Annotated in this window: 15 protein-coding genes; 9 read left to right on the forward strand and 6 right to left on the reverse strand. The window is 42.8% G+C overall.

The features are described 5' to 3' along the window. Window position 1 precedes the first annotated feature (1 nt). The 7 genes from trpD to MKO06_RS15870 all read left to right on the forward strand — a co-directional run bounded on the left by trpD (window position 2) and on the right by MKO06_RS15870 (window position 4,963). The gene (gene trpD, locus MKO06_RS15840; RefSeq protein ID WP_241552236.1) at window positions 2-997 is read left to right on the forward strand and encodes an anthranilate phosphoribosyltransferase; all 996 of its coding nucleotides are present in this window, start codon (window positions 2-4) and stop codon (window positions 995-997) included. A gap of 12 nt (window positions 998-1,009) precedes the next feature. Beyond that, on the forward strand, window positions 1,010-1,798 hold the full coding sequence (gene trpC / locus MKO06_RS15845) for an indole-3-glycerol phosphate synthase TrpC (RefSeq protein WP_241552237.1): 789 nt from the start codon (window positions 1,010-1,012) through the stop codon (window positions 1,796-1,798). A 1-nt stretch (window position 1,799) separates the two neighbouring features. Beyond that, complete coding sequence (locus tag MKO06_RS15850; RefSeq protein ID WP_241552238.1) at window positions 1,800-2,513, forward strand: phosphoribosylanthranilate isomerase; 714 nt, start codon at window positions 1,800-1,802, stop codon at window positions 2,511-2,513. Between the two features lies 1 nt (window position 2,514). Further along, the gene (gene trpB / locus MKO06_RS15855; RefSeq protein ID WP_241552239.1) at window positions 2,515-3,696 is read left to right on the forward strand and encodes a tryptophan synthase subunit beta; all 1,182 of its coding nucleotides are present in this window, start codon (window positions 2,515-2,517) and stop codon (window positions 3,694-3,696) included. Window positions 3,697-3,825: 129 nt separating this feature from the next. After that, entirely contained in the window at window positions 3,826-4,596 is a 771-nt protein-coding gene (trpA, locus tag MKO06_RS15860; protein WP_241552240.1) for a tryptophan synthase subunit alpha, read from the forward strand. 73 nt (window positions 4,597-4,669) lie between these two features. After that, window positions 4,670-4,825, forward strand: a complete 156-nt coding sequence (locus tag MKO06_RS15865; protein WP_241552241.1) for a hypothetical protein — start codon at window positions 4,670-4,672, stop codon at window positions 4,823-4,825. Between the two features lie 3 nt (window positions 4,826-4,828). Continuing rightward, a complete protein-coding gene (locus MKO06_RS15870; RefSeq protein ID WP_156284042.1) occupies window positions 4,829-4,963 on the forward strand; it encodes a 30S ribosomal protein THX in 135 nt (44 codons plus the stop codon). 4 nt (window positions 4,964-4,967) lie between these two features. On the opposite strand, the gene MKO06_RS15875 is transcribed toward MKO06_RS15870, so the two are convergent. The 4 genes from MKO06_RS15875 to MKO06_RS15890 all read right to left on the reverse strand — a co-directional run bounded on the left by MKO06_RS15875 (window position 4,968) and on the right by MKO06_RS15890 (window position 8,541). Further along, window positions 4,968-5,633 carry a uracil-DNA glycosylase family protein gene (locus MKO06_RS15875; RefSeq protein WP_241552242.1) on the reverse strand — a complete coding sequence of 222 codons (666 nt, stop codon included), beginning with the start codon at window positions 5,631-5,633 and terminating at the stop codon, window positions 4,968-4,970. A 251-nt stretch (window positions 5,634-5,884) separates the two neighbouring features. Further along, window positions 5,885-6,646 (reverse strand): peroxide stress protein YaaA, encoded by a 762-nt coding sequence (yaaA, locus tag MKO06_RS15880; protein ID WP_241552243.1) that lies wholly within the window; start codon window positions 6,644-6,646, stop codon window positions 5,885-5,887. Between the two features lie 229 nt (window positions 6,647-6,875). Continuing rightward, window positions 6,876-7,937 (reverse strand): RluA family pseudouridine synthase, encoded by a 1,062-nt coding sequence (locus MKO06_RS15885; RefSeq protein ID WP_241552244.1) that lies wholly within the window; start codon window positions 7,935-7,937, stop codon window positions 6,876-6,878. Continuing rightward, on the reverse strand, window positions 7,927-8,541 hold the full coding sequence (locus MKO06_RS15890) for a PASTA domain-containing protein (protein WP_241552245.1): 615 nt from the start codon (window positions 8,539-8,541) through the stop codon (window positions 7,927-7,929). Before MKO06_RS15890 ends, MKO06_RS15885 begins: the two co-directional genes overlap by 11 nt. A gap of 102 nt (window positions 8,542-8,643) precedes the next feature. Here MKO06_RS15890 and MKO06_RS15895 point away from each other — a divergent pair, with 102 nt between their 5' ends. Together MKO06_RS15895 and coaD are read left to right on the forward strand one after the other, a co-directional pair. Beyond that, on the forward strand, window positions 8,644-9,624 hold the full coding sequence (locus MKO06_RS15895) for a D-alanine--D-alanine ligase (RefSeq protein WP_241552246.1): 981 nt from the start codon (window positions 8,644-8,646) through the stop codon (window positions 9,622-9,624). Window positions 9,625-9,660: 36 nt separating this feature from the next. After that, window positions 9,661-10,116, forward strand: a complete 456-nt coding sequence (coaD, locus tag MKO06_RS15900; protein ID WP_241552247.1) for a pantetheine-phosphate adenylyltransferase — start codon at window positions 9,661-9,663, stop codon at window positions 10,114-10,116. Window positions 10,117-10,194: 78 nt separating this feature from the next. Here coaD and MKO06_RS15905 read toward each other — a convergent pair whose 3' ends face one another. Both MKO06_RS15905 and MKO06_RS15910 read right to left on the reverse strand, forming a co-directional pair. Further along, window positions 10,195-12,483, reverse strand: a complete 2,289-nt coding sequence (locus MKO06_RS15905) for a TonB-dependent receptor (RefSeq protein WP_241552248.1) — start codon at window positions 12,481-12,483, stop codon at window positions 10,195-10,197. Window positions 12,484-12,487: 4 nt separating this feature from the next. Then, a complete protein-coding gene (locus MKO06_RS15910; protein ID WP_241552249.1) occupies window positions 12,488-13,783 on the reverse strand; it encodes a PQQ-dependent sugar dehydrogenase in 1,296 nt (431 codons plus the stop codon). Window positions 13,784-13,935 lie beyond the last annotated feature (152 nt).

Raw genomic sequence — 13,935 nt, forward strand, 5'->3', positions numbered from 1 at the left:
AATGAAAGAATTGCTCAACAGGCTCATCAGCCACGAAACCATTACCAAGGAAGAAGCCAAACAGGTTATTTTCAATATTTCAGAAGGATTATACAACGAAACCCAGATCGCCGCTTTTCTTACGGTTTATATGATGCGAAGCATCACGATCGAAGAGCTGGAAGGATTCCGGGACGCCCTTTTAGAATTATGCATCAGGGTGGACCTTTCAGGTTATGAAGCCATCGATCTTTGCGGTACCGGTGGAGATGGTAAGGATACTTTTAACATCAGTACTACCTCCTCGTTTGTTACAGCCGGTGCGGGCGTAAAAGTGGCCAAACATGGGAATTACGGAGTTTCCTCTGTTAGCGGGAGTTCGAATGTGATGGAATACCTGGGAATCAAGTTCAGCAATGATGAAGGTTTTCTGAAGAAATGTATCGAAGAATCCAATATTTGTATTTTACACGCCCCTTTGTTCCACCCTGCCATGAAGAACGTGGGCCCGGTTAGAAAAAGCCTGGCCGTAAAAACATTTTTCAATATGCTGGGGCCTATGGTAAATCCGGCTTTTCCGAAGAATCAGTTAGTAGGTGTTTTTAGCCTTGAATTGGCCCGGATGTATGCATATCTTTACCAGAATACCGATAAGAATTATACGATCCTTCATGCCCTTGACGGTTATGATGAAATTTCATTAACCGGGAAGACGAAAAGTATCAGTAATCAATCGGAAAGGGTATTGAGTCCTGAAGATTTTGGGGTTCAATCATTGAATGAAATGGAGATCGCTGGTGGCGGAACCATCGAAAGTTCAGCAGAAATACTGATAAACATCCTTGAGGGTAACGGGACCAAAGCCCAGGAGAACGTGGTTTGTGCCAATGCCGGGATGGCTATAGCAACTGCGCGTAACCTGGAACCCAAAGTTGGTTTTACAGCCGCAAAAGAATCCATCAAATCTGGCAGGGCTCTGGATAGTTTTAAGAAACTTCAGGAATTAAGTCAGGCTTAAATTCGAAATAATATGAATATTCTGGATAAGATCATTGCAGATAAGGCAAAAGAAATTGAACTCAAAAAATCCCTGATCCCGGTTTCACAACTGGAATCTTCAGTCTTATTTGAGCGGAAATGCCTGAGCCTTGCTGAAAGTTTAAAAAATGGCTCGGGTATTATTGCCGAACATAAGCGCAGGTCACCTTCAAAGTCTGTCATCAACCAGGACCTGAATGTTCAGGATGTGGTATATGGTTATGAAAAGGCTGGTGCTTCGGGAATTTCGGTACTCACAGACGGTAAATATTTTGGCGGATCGCTCGAAGATCTTTTATACGCCAGGGCTTCGGTTAACATCCCGATTCTGAGAAAAGAATTCATGATCGATGAATACCAGGTTCTAGAAGCCAAGGCTTATGGAGCAGATGCCATTCTTCTGATCGCTGCTGTTTTAACAGAACAACAAATGACTTATCTTGCCAATTCGGCAAAAAGCCTTGGTATGGAAGTACTATTGGAAGTTCATAATGAAGAGGAATTAAAAAAGTCGCTGGAAGTAAATACCGATATGATTGGGGTGAATAACCGGAACCTGAAAAGTTTTGAGGTCAGTATTGAAAATTCAAAAAAACTAAGCAGTCTTATTCCAGACCAGCTTGTAAAGGTTTCTGAAAGTGGAATTAGCAATACCAATACCATCGCTGAACTTAAGATTTTTGGTTACCAGGGCTTTCTTATAGGCGAAAACTTTATGAAAACCTCCAATCCGGGCCAGGCGGCCGAAAAATTTATTACTGAACTAAAATCAATCGCATAACATGAACCAGGAGAATGTTAATGAGAAATCCCTGATTACACCGGCATCTGGACAAAGCACCGGTCTAAGTCTTAAGGTTTGCGGAATGCAGCAACCCGGGAACATGATTCAGGTAGCTGAGATCCAGCCAGATTACATGGGATTTATTTTTTATGAAAAATCACCTCGTTATTTTAATGGAGATTTACCCCAATTAGCTGCCGAGATCAAAAAAACAGGTGTCTTCGTAAATGAAGAAATTGAAGCCATTTTAAAGAGGGTAGACCAATACCAACTTAACGCCATTCAGCTTCACGGGGATGAATCGGCTGAATATTGCCGGGAGTTAAAAGTACATCTTCAAAAGATCGAAAATGCCCCGGAACTTATAAAGGTATTTTTGGTAGGTGATACATTCAATTTCCAGGAGATCAAAGCCTTTGAAGGCATTGTTGATTATTTCCTGTTTGATACAAAAACTCAATTACGCGGTGGATCGGGGAAGGATTTTGATTGGGAGATCCTGAAAGATTATTCCTCCACCACTCCATTTTTCCTGAGCGGAGGAATTGGCCTGGAACATGCGAAAGCCATTTCCCAGTTAAAAAATCATTTTACCCGAATGGGTAAGCCTGGTTTGCTTTACGCCATTGATGTGAACAGCAAGTTCGAGTTGAAACCAGGACTAAAAAAATTAAAAGAATTAAAGGAATTCAAAACTCATATAAATTCATAGAATGAGCTATCAGGTAGATGAAAAAGGATATTACGGGGAATTTGGCGGCGCCTTTATTCCCGAAATGTTATATCCCAATGTAGAGGAACTTCGATCAAGATATTTAGATATCATGAAAGAAGAGAGTTTTCAGAAGGAATTCAAGGATCTTCTTCGAGATTATGTAGGCAGGCCAACGCCTCTCTACTATGCTAAAAGATTTAGTGAAAAGTATGGAACAAAAGTATACTTGAAACGGGAAGATCTTTGCCATACCGGAGCTCATAAGGTTAACAATACGGTAGGACAGATCCTTATGGCTCAGAAATTAGGCAAGAAACGGATCATTGCTGAAACCGGAGCGGGTCAGCACGGTGTTGCAACGGCAACGGTTTGTGCCCTTATGGGAATGGAATGCATCGTTTATATGGGTGAGATCGATATAGATCGTCAGGCTCCTAATGTGGCCCGGATGAAAATGCTTGGTGCCAAAGTGGTTCCGGCAAGATCGGGCAGTAAGACCCTGAAGGATGCCACCAACGAAGCGATTCGCGACTGGATCAATAACCCGGTTGATACGCATTATATCATAGGTTCTGTGGTGGGACCACATCCTTATCCAGATATGGTAGCCCGTTTCCAGGCGGTGATCTCGGAAGAGATACAAAGCCAGCTCCAGGAAAAGGAAGGTCGCAAGGACCCCGATTATGTTGTTGCCTGTGTTGGAGGAGGGAGTAATGCTGCCGGTGCTTATTATCATTACCTCGACAATCCGGATGTTGGTATTATTGCAGTAGAAGCTGCCGGAAAAGGAATCGACTCCGGTGAAAGTGCGGCGACTTCGGCATTAGGTAAAACAGGGATCATCCACGGAAGTAAAACCCTGCTCATGCAAACCGGAGACGGACAGATCACCGAGCCTTATTCGATTTCCGCCGGGCTTGATTACCCGGGCGTGGGACCTATGCATGCCAATTTATTCCGAAGCGGGCGTGGAGAATTCATCAGTATAACCGATGAGGCCGCCATGAAAGCCGGGCTGGAACTGGCAAAACTGGAAGGTATTATTCCGGCTATTGAAACCTCTCATGCGCTGGCCATTTTTGAAGACCGAAAATTTGAAAAGGATGATATCGTGGTCATCAATCTTTCTGGCCGTGGTGATAAGGATCTGAACACTTATATAGAGTATTTCAATTTATAACAAGTCATGCTGAAATCTGAGTTTCAACGGAGTTAAATAAATTCAGCGTGACGAAAACTCATTTAGAAAACAGACCTCACAGGTTTTGAAAACCTGTGAGGTCTAGAAACAAAATATTGATTTAGGAACATGAACAGAATCAAGCAAAAACTTCAGGAAGATCACAAACTCCTGTCCATATATTTCACCGCCGGTTTTCCAAATATCAACGATACAGAAAAGATCATCGTTGACCTGGAAAAAAGCGGGGTAGACTTTATCGAGATCGGCCTTCCATTTAGTGATCCTCTCGCAGATGGGCCTACGATACAGGAAAGTTCTACAAAGGCTTTGAAGAACGGAATGACCACAGAAAAGCTGTTCTCACAATTAAAAAACATCAGGGATAAGGTAAAGATCCCATTGATCATCATGGGCTACTTCAATCCCATGCTTCAGTACGGCGTGGAGAAATTTTGTAAAAAATGCCAGGAATGCGGGATAGATGGGCTCATTATTCCAGATCTTCCCGTGGATGTCTACCATGAAGACTATAAAGAGCTTTTTGAAAGCTACGGGCTTATCAATGTATTTTTGATCACCCCTCAAACGCCAGATGAGCGTATTCGCTATATCGATTCGGTTTCAGATGGGTTTATCTATATGGTGAGCAGCGCGAGCGTGACCGGTTCAACCAGCGGGTTTGGCGAGGAAACGCGCAATTATTTCAAAAGGATAGATGGGTTGAAATTAAAGAATCCCCAGATCGTTGGTTTCGGGATCAAAGACCAGGAAACCTTTGACCAGGCAACCGAATATGCAAAAGGAGCCATTATTGGAAGCGCCTTTATCAAACATTTAGAGAAGCATGGAGTGGAAAAAACTTCAGATTTTGTGGAAAATGTTAAAGCTTTAACCTAATTGTAACAGGACCTTCACAGCTTTTTTAGGCGATACTCGTTATCTTAGAGATGAACCTTAAAAAACAAAAGTTATGGGAGGACCAATTGAAGATAAGCACAAAGGAAAGAAAGACAGAAGAAAAAATCAGGAAGATCCGTTAACAGGTGGACTTGGAGATCGTGATAAAAACACCAATAAGGTGGATTACGACGAAGAAACCATTAGAGATCAAAAAAACAAAAAATAGCATATGGGAAAAGGCGATAAAAAGACCAAGCGAGGAAAGATCGCTATTGGAACTTACGGTAAGTTGAGGCCTAAACGTAAAAAGTTCAGGGTGAAACCTACCACACTAGCCGACCAGGAAAAAAAAGAATTGCAATGATTCACTAGAAAAATTCCTTATACTGAAGAACCCTGAAATCAAGCGTATTGAATTCAGGGTTTTTCTTTTTCAATTCTTTATATAATTGCGAACTCCCTATTGAAATATTCGCTGCACCGGAAGGCGCCACCAAAGATACCGTTTTAATTGCCCTACCATCCAGGATGAACTGATGTATCCTGGGAGATGTTTTGGATATGAGCTTCATCCTAATTTCCTCCTCATGTTCCTTAAGATATCTTCTAAAAAAGTATTCCGGGCCATTTTTTGAATTTCCGCCAGTAAACAGCAGGGTATCCACTTTTGGATTTTTGCGGAGGATAGCTATCATATCCCTTAACTCTACCTTTTGCATTCCAAGATCTGAAGCATCCACCTTTTCCCTGCGACTGCTCTCTACGACATCGCAAATTCCGAGTCCGCGCGATCTAAGGAATTCCTTGCGCTGCTCCACCGCCTCCTGCGTATTCTCGAATTTGAGATCGAGATCGAAAATCCGGTCAAGCACTTTCCAAAGCAGTCCGTCACCACTGCCATAACAAAAATCCACATCGTCTTCCCGCAGTTTTCGTTTTGTGAAACGCGGCGGCGGAAGTGTGCCCACGATCAATTTCGTGGCATTCTCCGGGATAAAGGGTGGAAATGGATGTTTGTGGTGGAAAAGTTCCAAGTTTTTAATTTTAGTTGTTTGACCTCTCGACGGAGCCTGTGCTGAGCCTGGGCAAAGTTTTCGAGAAGACAAATTCAGTTAAATACAAATCTCTACAACTTCTATTTTTATAACCTCTCGACTCCGCTCGAGGTGACAATCAGTAGCCTTCTTATCCTTTTTTTAAGTTCTTTCAACCTCTCAACAGAGCCTGTGCTGAGCGAAGGCGAAGTGCTCGAGGTGACATTTCCAGCTTAAAGCTTAAAGCTTTGTTACCTAATAAACGTAGGCTCATTCTCTTTTTCGGTATGTTCTTCGCTATAGCGATAACCCTCAAAATCGAAGCCCTTTACATCATCAAGGGTCTTGCAATCATTGTCGATGATATAACGAACCATAGAACCACGGGCCTTCTTGGCAAAGAAACTGATGATCTTAAGCTTACCATTCTTGAAATCCTTAAAAACCGGGGAAATTACCGGCACTTTTAATTTCTTCTCATCAACAGCTTTAAAATATTCGTTGCTGGCAAGGTTTAGGAACAACTCATCCTCTTCCAGTTCATTATTAAGATAATCGGTCACCTTCTTTTGCCAGACTGCATACAGATCTTTTTTGCGCTCTATTCCAATCGAAGTTCCCATTTCCAGGCGATAAGGCTGGATCAGGTCAAGGGGTCGCAATATACCATACATTCCGGATAAAATTCGAAGGGTATCCTGAACCCGGTCTAATTTATCGGTTGGAATTGTATAGGCATCAAGACCGGTATACACATCGCCGTTAAACGCATACATAGCCGGGCGGGAATTTTTCTTATCGTGATCTTCTTCAAATTCCTGGTAACGGGTATAATTAAGATCGGCCAGCTTATCGCTGATGCTCATCAATTCTGAAAGTTCCTTTTTGGTTTGCCTGGATAATTTGCGATTTAGTTTGGCGGCAGTTTCCAGGAACTCGGGCTGTGTGCCTCTGGTGGTAGGTAATTTTGATTCATAGTCCAGCGTTTTCGCCGGTGAAACAACAATTTTCATGTCTGTTGGGTTAATTTTCTTTCAAAGATAACCTATCAGCTTAAAAATGGAAAAATCCCTGAAACTTGTTTCTTATCTGTCTATAGAGCTGTTTTATGCCGCGATCAAACCAAATTTGTCTTCAGGAAAATGCGTGAGGGATTGAGGCATTGTTGGAGCTCATCCCCGACTAAGGTCGGGGTTAGCGACTGCCGAAAGCCCGACCCAAAATCTCATTTTGGGGCACGCCCTAATCCAAAAATTCCTTTTGATTCTTTGCGTAACCGCGCCATTTTTCGATACAGTCCTGCATATCCTGTGGTATTTCTGAATCGAAACTGAGCCATTTCCCGGTATCGGGATGCTCAAAGCCCAGGGTTTTCGCATGAAGGGCCTGCCTTGGTAAGATCTTAAAGCAATTATCAACGAACTGCTTATACTTGGTAAATGTGGTTCCCTTTAGGATCCTGTCACCTCCATAACGGGCGTCGTTAAAAAGCGTATGCCCAATGTGCTTGAGGTGAACCCTGATCTGGTGAGTCCTGCCGGTTTCCAGTTTACAGGCCACCAGGGTCACATACCCAAAACGCTCGAGCACCTTGAAATGCGTAACAGCTGGTTTTCCGTTTTCGGCATCATCACCTTCATAAACTATGTTTTGAAGACGGTTCTTTGGGTTCCTGCCAATATTGCCTTCGATCACTCCTTCATCTTCCTCGATATTTCCCCAAACCAGTGCCACATATTCGCGTTCGCTGGACTTATCGAAAAACTGCTTGGAAAGATGAGCCATCGCCTGTTCGGTCTTGGCGATCACCAGGAGTCCGCTGGTATCTTTATCTATCCGGTGAACAAGACCGGGCCGGTCGCTGCTATTATTTGGCAGGTTATCAAAATGATGCACCAGCGCATTGATAAGTGTCCCGCTGTAATTCCCATGACCGGGATGAACAACCATTCCCGCTTTTTTATTTACTACCAGTAAGGCTTCGTCTTCGTATACGATATCCAGTGGAATATCTTCCGGAACCAGCAGGTATTCATAAGGTGGATGCTCAAACATTACCTGGACCACATCTCCAGCTTTTACCTTGTAATTCTGTTTAACGGTCTCGTTATTAACGTAGATATTGCCGCTTTTCGCAGCCTTTTGAATCTTGTTTCGGGTAGCATTTTCGATGAAGTTCATCAGGTATTTGTCAACCCTTAGTGGCTTCTGCCCTACCTCGGCGATAAATTTATGATGTTCGTAAAGACTTTCATCTTCATCCTGCTCATCGATTTCTTCCCTCTGGTCTTTATTAGAACTCATCTACCTCGTTTTCATTTTCTACCTCAACACTATCTTCCTGTTTATTGTACCTCTCGCTGCTGTCACCTAGAACCAGATCAATAACCGATGTTTTCATCAATTCTGAACCTGGTTTTACCAGTTCACCTTTGTGTCTCAGTTCCAAAACAGCATCATCTGCGATATCGGGTTTATAGGTGATCTCACCAATTTCGAATCCAAGAGAACGCAAAGTTGGCTCTACCTGCCTCCTGGTTTTTCGAATAAGGTTATCCGGGATCTGAATTTTTCGATAACCAGATGGATTAAGGGTCAAATAGATCTTCCGGTCTTCCTTGACAAATTTTCCCGGCGCCGGCACCTGGTCTATTACCGAATATCTTGGGAAATCGGGATTAAAATTAGCCGAATCAAGGATCTCGTAATTCAGGTCCAGTTCATCCAGCCTGTCCTCAACAAGATCAAGATTCATCTTAGCAAGGTCTGGCACCTCGATGCGCTGATCCTGATTGGTGGAATAATCCAGCCATTGTAAGGCAAGGAAAGTGAGTATGATCAATACAATACCAGCGATCAACAGCTGAACTAAAAAGGTCTTACTAAAGACAAATCGAAAAAATCCCATAGTTTCATGATAATGGGCAAAGATATAAAACCCTTCGGTTTTGGTATCAGCCCTTTTTAATGATATTTTTTTTAACGACTTTTACGCCTTTATATTGAACCCATGAAGAAAAAGATTGCCATCGCGATGGGTGGATATTCCAGTGAATATCGCATTTCCATCAATAGCGGAAATATCGTCTATAAAAACCTGGACCGGGAACTTTATGAACCATACCGGGTTCATATTTTACAAAAAGAGTGGTTCGTCGTGGCAGAGGATGACACCCCCTACCCGATCAATAAAAGCGATTTTACCGTCACTATAGATGACAGGCTTGTACGGTTCGATTGTGTATTCAACACCATCCATGGTACTCCGGGCGAGAATGGACTGCTGCAGGCTTACCTGGAACTGCTGAACATCCCCCAGACCAGTTGCGGATATTACCAGGCAGCTTTAACTTTCAATAAAAGAGATCTAATTAGTGTACTGCAGCCTTATGGCATCAAAACGGCCAAAAACTATTTTCTGAACAAAGGCGAGGAAATAGACCTGAAGGCTATTACTGATAAAGTTGGACTTCCCTGTTTTGTAAAAGCCAATCGTGCCGGAAGCAGTTTTGGGGTGACCAAGGCCAAAACAGAGGATGATATAGTACCAGCCATCAAGAATGCCCTGGGAGAGGACAGTGAAATCATTATTGAATCTTTTCTTGATGGGACCGAGGTATCGGTTGGAGTCATTGGATATCAAGACGACATCCTGGCGCTTCCGGTAACCGAAATTGTTTCGGAAAACGAGTTCTTTGATTATGAAGCAAAATACTTGGGTAAATCACAGGAGATCACCCCGGCCAGAATATCAGAAGAAGACACTAAAAAGGTCCAGGATATTGCAAAAATGATCTATAGAAAACTGAAGATGAAGGGTTACACCCGTTCTGAATTCATTTTTCATAATGGAGAACCTCATTTTATAGAAATGAACACCACACCCGGATTGAGCCAGGCGAGCATCCTGCCACAGCAGGCCGAAAAAGCCGGCATAAGCCTGCAAGAGCTATTTGGAAGCGCAATCGAGGCCGCTCTTAAGTCGAAATAAATAAGTACCTTTTTGAGCTAATTGAATCCAGACAGCATGAAAAAAGCCGTTTTTCCGGGATCTTTCGATCCGCTTACCCTAGGACATACCGATATTATTGACAGGGCGCTGCCACTTTTTGATGAGATCATCCTGGCCATTGGCACCAATTCCAGCAAAAAATATATGTTCAGCCTGGAAGAAAGACTTCATTTTCTTAAAAAAACCTATGAAAACGAGCCGAAGATAAAGGTAGAAACCTATAAGGGTCTAACCGTTGATTTTTGCAAATCCAGGAACGCGCGGTTTATACTTCGTGGTCTCCGAAACGGACAGGATCTGGAATTTGAAAAAGCCATTGGGCAAACCAATTTTAAAATGTCTGGCATTGACAGCATTTTCTTTATTTCAAGTTCAGGAATGGCCCACATTTCTTCTACCGTTGTTCGCGACGTGATACATCATGGAGGAAATTACGAGTTCATGGTGCCCGATGTGGTAAGGAAAAAGTAATTCCCTGTAGCTAACCAAAAATTGAAAGTATACAAAAGATCCTGAAACTCCCGATGCTTCGGGACAGGATGACCGTCTTTAGAAGTCATACCTTAAACTTACTCCACCATAATAATTTCGGGGTTCCCCGGGATAATAATATCGCGGATCTGAACCTCCAAAACCAACTGCATTCGTGACTACACTGGCAGCATAATTTTCATCCAGGATATTATTGATTCCAAAATTCAGATTAAGTGCAAGGCCTGATAGAACCTCTTTTTCGTATCCAAGCCGCAGGTTCAAAAGCTGGTAGGCATCGGTATACCTGGAATTGGCATCGTTAAGTGGCATTTCACCAAAGGCCTGGTAATTCAGGTTTAAATTTGCATTTCTAAAGCCTAATTCCAGCCCGGGAGTGATCATATAATCGGGAACACCTGGCAGTTCATTCCCTGAGTAATTCTCACCCAGATCAACAAAGCGGTCGAAAGTAAAAAAGTTGAAATTTGAATTAAGAAAAAGATCGAGTTGCCAGCCTCCTGTAAAATAACTGGTATAGGTCGAAGTGAATTCGATCCCGTTATGATCGGCTTTTCCGGCATTGACACCCACATACTGGTCCTGACCCACCCTTCTTGCCACCAGCAGGTTCCTTATCTGAATGGAATACAGGCTAAGCTCGGTGTAAAGGCGCCTTTCTAACCAGCTACCTTTGAATCCAACTTCATAATTCAGCCCGGTTTCAGTTTTTAGATCGGTATTGATCAGCCCTTCAGGAGTGAGCGTTTCGGCAACGCTCGGGGTTGAAAATCCATGACTTACGGAAGCGTAAAAAGTCTTTTCGGGAAAGGCGGTATAACTAATACCTAACCTAGGTGAAAGCACTGGATCGAAACTATAATCTCCGGACTGGTCTATATCATCTTCCATAAAATTATCTTCCAGGTCATAAGAAGTTGAGTTAAAATTAAGTCCAGCCTCAATATGTAACTTTTCGGTTGGGTCCAGGTTTAATTGTGCAAAGAAGTTCAGGTAATTTCGGTTTTGCGAATTAGAGTTGATAAGATCCCCCTGTAAGCTTCGTCTTTCCTCTATCTCTTCATAGAGGTTTTCATAATTCCACACATCATAGAACTCCCAGATCAGTTCGGTTCCAAAACTTATTTCAGAAGGGATCGAAAGCAGCTTTAACTGGTGATTAAAACGGCTTCTCAATCCTACCGATTGTCGTTCCTCATCCAAAATATCAAAAGGCCGGGGTTCATAACCATCCCTGGAATTATAAAATATCGAACTCAGATTCTGCCAGTTTTCAGATAGATCCTGGTCGTAACTTAAGCCAAGAATGTTTCGACTATAGGATTCGTACCCGGCAGCCTGATTCCAGGAAAAGGCAGCTTTTTCAGGTTCATTCAAAAAATCATCTTCATTCAGGGAACTGGGGATATAGGCTTTAAGGTTGATATGAGAATAAAACAAATTCCAGCGATTTCCTTTTTTATTCAGAAAACCGGCCTGTGTGGTCATTCCTAACCGATCATAATTGCCGTTCTCACGATAGCCGTCACTTTCCAGTTTACTATAGCGAAAATTCAGGTCAAGGCTATCCTTTACGTAACTGATGCCTGCGGTATACTTCCTTGTATTGAAACTACCATAACTAAAACCACCTTCTACCGACCTTCTTTCAGTACGGAATTCCGGAGTATACAAATTGATAGCTCCTCCCAGGCCAGCCCCGAAAACCGAGGAAACCGGGCCTTTAAAAATTTCGATACGGTCTATGGTTTCTGGATCAAAATCATCGATAGTTAGTTCGCCTTCAGCGGTGGTTATTGGAATTCCGTTGAAATAAGCTTTGATACGGTTGGTGCTATACTGAGACCTGGAGCCTATTCCGCGAATATTGATCTTATTAGTATTAAGTGCTCCCTGGTTTACGTAGACGCCGGGCACATAATTGAAATTCTGAACCAGGTTAAAATTATCTTTCCGTTTGAGGTCTTCAGAAGAAATTATACCTACCGCGGCCGGTGTTTGTCTAACTTGCTGGCTGATATTCGAACTTCTTAGCAGGACTTCCGAAAGCATATCTACCTCCCTCACCAAAGTAATAGTAATACTATCATTTGGTTTCCGAAAGGTCCTTACCAGGTTTTGATAACCCAGGATTGAAAATTCGAGCTGGGCCGGAAATTCTATATTTTCAATCTGAAATTCACCCTGGGATTCAGAAGTGGTTCCAGACCCGGTTTTAAGGTTAAGGATACTAACACCGGGAATGGCAGTTCCAGACTCCTCAACAATAATTCCTTTAATTTCCTGGGATCTCCCCAGACTTACACAAAAAAGTAAGAACCAGAGACAACAAATTTTTTCCGTCAAAGCACTATTTTTCAGCCGCGACTCTCCAGATCACATTCCCATCATCATCATTTACCAGAAGAGAACCATCAGGCAGGGTGGTTACTCCTACCGGTCTTCCATAAACCTGGCTTGAATCATCACTTGCGATAAAACCGGTGAGGAAATCTTCGGGTTCCTGGGGATCGCCATTTTCGTCGAAAGGTATGAAGATTACTTTATATCCGGAAAAATTAGCCCTGTTCCAGGACCCATGTTGCCCTACGAATGCACCATTCCTGTATTTCTCAGGAAACGAATTTTTAGTGTAAAATGTCAAACCAAGCGATGCTGTATGCGGCCCCACTGAGACATCAGGAATGATGGCGTTCTCAACTTTTTCAGGATGCGGATCGCTTTCCCACCTTGGATCCTTTAAATTCCCGTAATAAGAATATGGCCAGCCATACCAACCATCTTCCTTAACACTCGTCACATAATCGGGCACCAGGTTGTTACCTATCTTATCTCGCTCATTCACCGCTGTCCACAATTCCCCGGTGACCGGATTCCAGTCCATTCCTACCGGGTTTCTTAAACCGGCGGCATATACTTTCTCCCCGCTACCATCGGGATTTATCTCGAGGATATTCGCTCTTCTAACCTCCTTATCCATTCCATGTTCTCCCACATTGCTGGAACTACCTACACTAACATATAATTTCTGGCCATCTGGCCCCGCGATCAGGTTTCGTGTCCAGTGATGATTATAACCTCCGGCTGGAAGTTCCAGTATTTTTTCACTATCGGCATCAATAGAGGTCTGCCCCTCCTTGTAAGGAAATCTTACCACTCCGTCCACATTCGCTACATAGAAATAATCATTTAAGATCAACATTCCATATGGCTGGTTTAAATTCTTTAGAAAGGTATATCGCTCTTCCGGTACACCATCCTGATTGCGGTCCCGGAACATAGTAATGCGATTTGCGCTTTTTCCGGCGTCGTTAGATTCTACCACAAAAATATCCTGATTTGGCCCAACGTAGGTTCTCCTTGGATGTTCAAGATCCTCGGCAAATTTAGTCACCTTAAATCCCTGTGGTGCCTTAGGCATTTCACCATCCGGCCATTTTACGATCTTACTATTCTTTGTTACCGATTTGGTTGCAAAGGGCGGGGGCAATATCAATCGACCAACAGCGGTCTGTACCGTATCGGGGCCCGTATTTGCCCATTCCTGCTTCTTCTCTTCGCTTAAATCTTCATTGGCCTGCGCACATACATCCTGTATTCCAAATAGGATGATGAAGATCGATAAACATAAACTAATCCTTTTCATACTTAACTATTTCCCATAAAATTACTGGGAAAGTATATGTTCTGAAAAAAATCGGCATCGATTAGGTTTACTTTAACAGCCAGACCAATATTTGCTTTAAACAGGGTGTTTTTTAGCTACTTTGACAGTTTTTATTTAAGTTTACCCCAACA

It is taken from the genome of Christiangramia oceanisediminis (assembly GCF_022570735.2).
In the GTDB taxonomy this organism is placed as follows: Bacteria; Bacteroidota; Bacteroidia; order Flavobacteriales; family Flavobacteriaceae; genus Christiangramia; species Christiangramia oceanisediminis.

What these genes read in the sequence shown, in the direction of transcription:
- trpD (WP_241552236.1), top strand. Translation starts at nt 2, where the DNA reads ATGAAAGAATTGCTCAACAGGCTCATCAGCCACGAAACCATTACCAAG.
- trpC (WP_241552237.1), top strand. Translation starts at nt 1,010, where the DNA reads ATGAATATTCTGGATAAGATCATTGCAGATAAGGCAAAAGAAATTGAA.
- MKO06_RS15850 (WP_241552238.1), top strand. Translation starts at nt 1,800, where the DNA reads ATGAACCAGGAGAATGTTAATGAGAAATCCCTGATTACACCGGCATCT.
- trpB (WP_241552239.1), top strand. Translation starts at nt 2,515, where the DNA reads ATGAGCTATCAGGTAGATGAAAAAGGATATTACGGGGAATTTGGCGGC.
- trpA (WP_241552240.1), top strand. Translation starts at nt 3,826, where the DNA reads ATGAACAGAATCAAGCAAAAACTTCAGGAAGATCACAAACTCCTGTCC.
- MKO06_RS15865 (WP_241552241.1), top strand. Translation starts at nt 4,670, where the DNA reads ATGGGAGGACCAATTGAAGATAAGCACAAAGGAAAGAAAGACAGAAGA.
- MKO06_RS15870 (WP_156284042.1), top strand. Translation starts at nt 4,829, where the DNA reads ATGGGAAAAGGCGATAAAAAGACCAAGCGAGGAAAGATCGCTATTGGA.
- yaaA (WP_241552243.1), bottom strand. Translation starts at nt 6,646, where the DNA reads ATGAAAATTGTTGTTTCACCGGCGAAAACGCTGGACTATGAATCAAAA.
- MKO06_RS15885 (WP_241552244.1), bottom strand. Translation starts at nt 7,937, where the DNA reads ATGAGTTCTAATAAAGACCAGAGGGAAGAAATCGATGAGCAGGATGAA.
- MKO06_RS15890 (WP_241552245.1), bottom strand. Translation starts at nt 8,541, where the DNA reads ATGGGATTTTTTCGATTTGTCTTTAGTAAGACCTTTTTAGTTCAGCTG.
- MKO06_RS15895 (WP_241552246.1), top strand. Translation starts at nt 8,644, where the DNA reads ATGAAGAAAAAGATTGCCATCGCGATGGGTGGATATTCCAGTGAATAT.
- coaD (WP_241552247.1), top strand. Translation starts at nt 9,661, where the DNA reads ATGAAAAAAGCCGTTTTTCCGGGATCTTTCGATCCGCTTACCCTAGGA.
- MKO06_RS15910 (WP_241552249.1), bottom strand. Translation starts at nt 13,783, where the DNA reads ATGAAAAGGATTAGTTTATGTTTATCGATCTTCATCATCCTATTTGGA.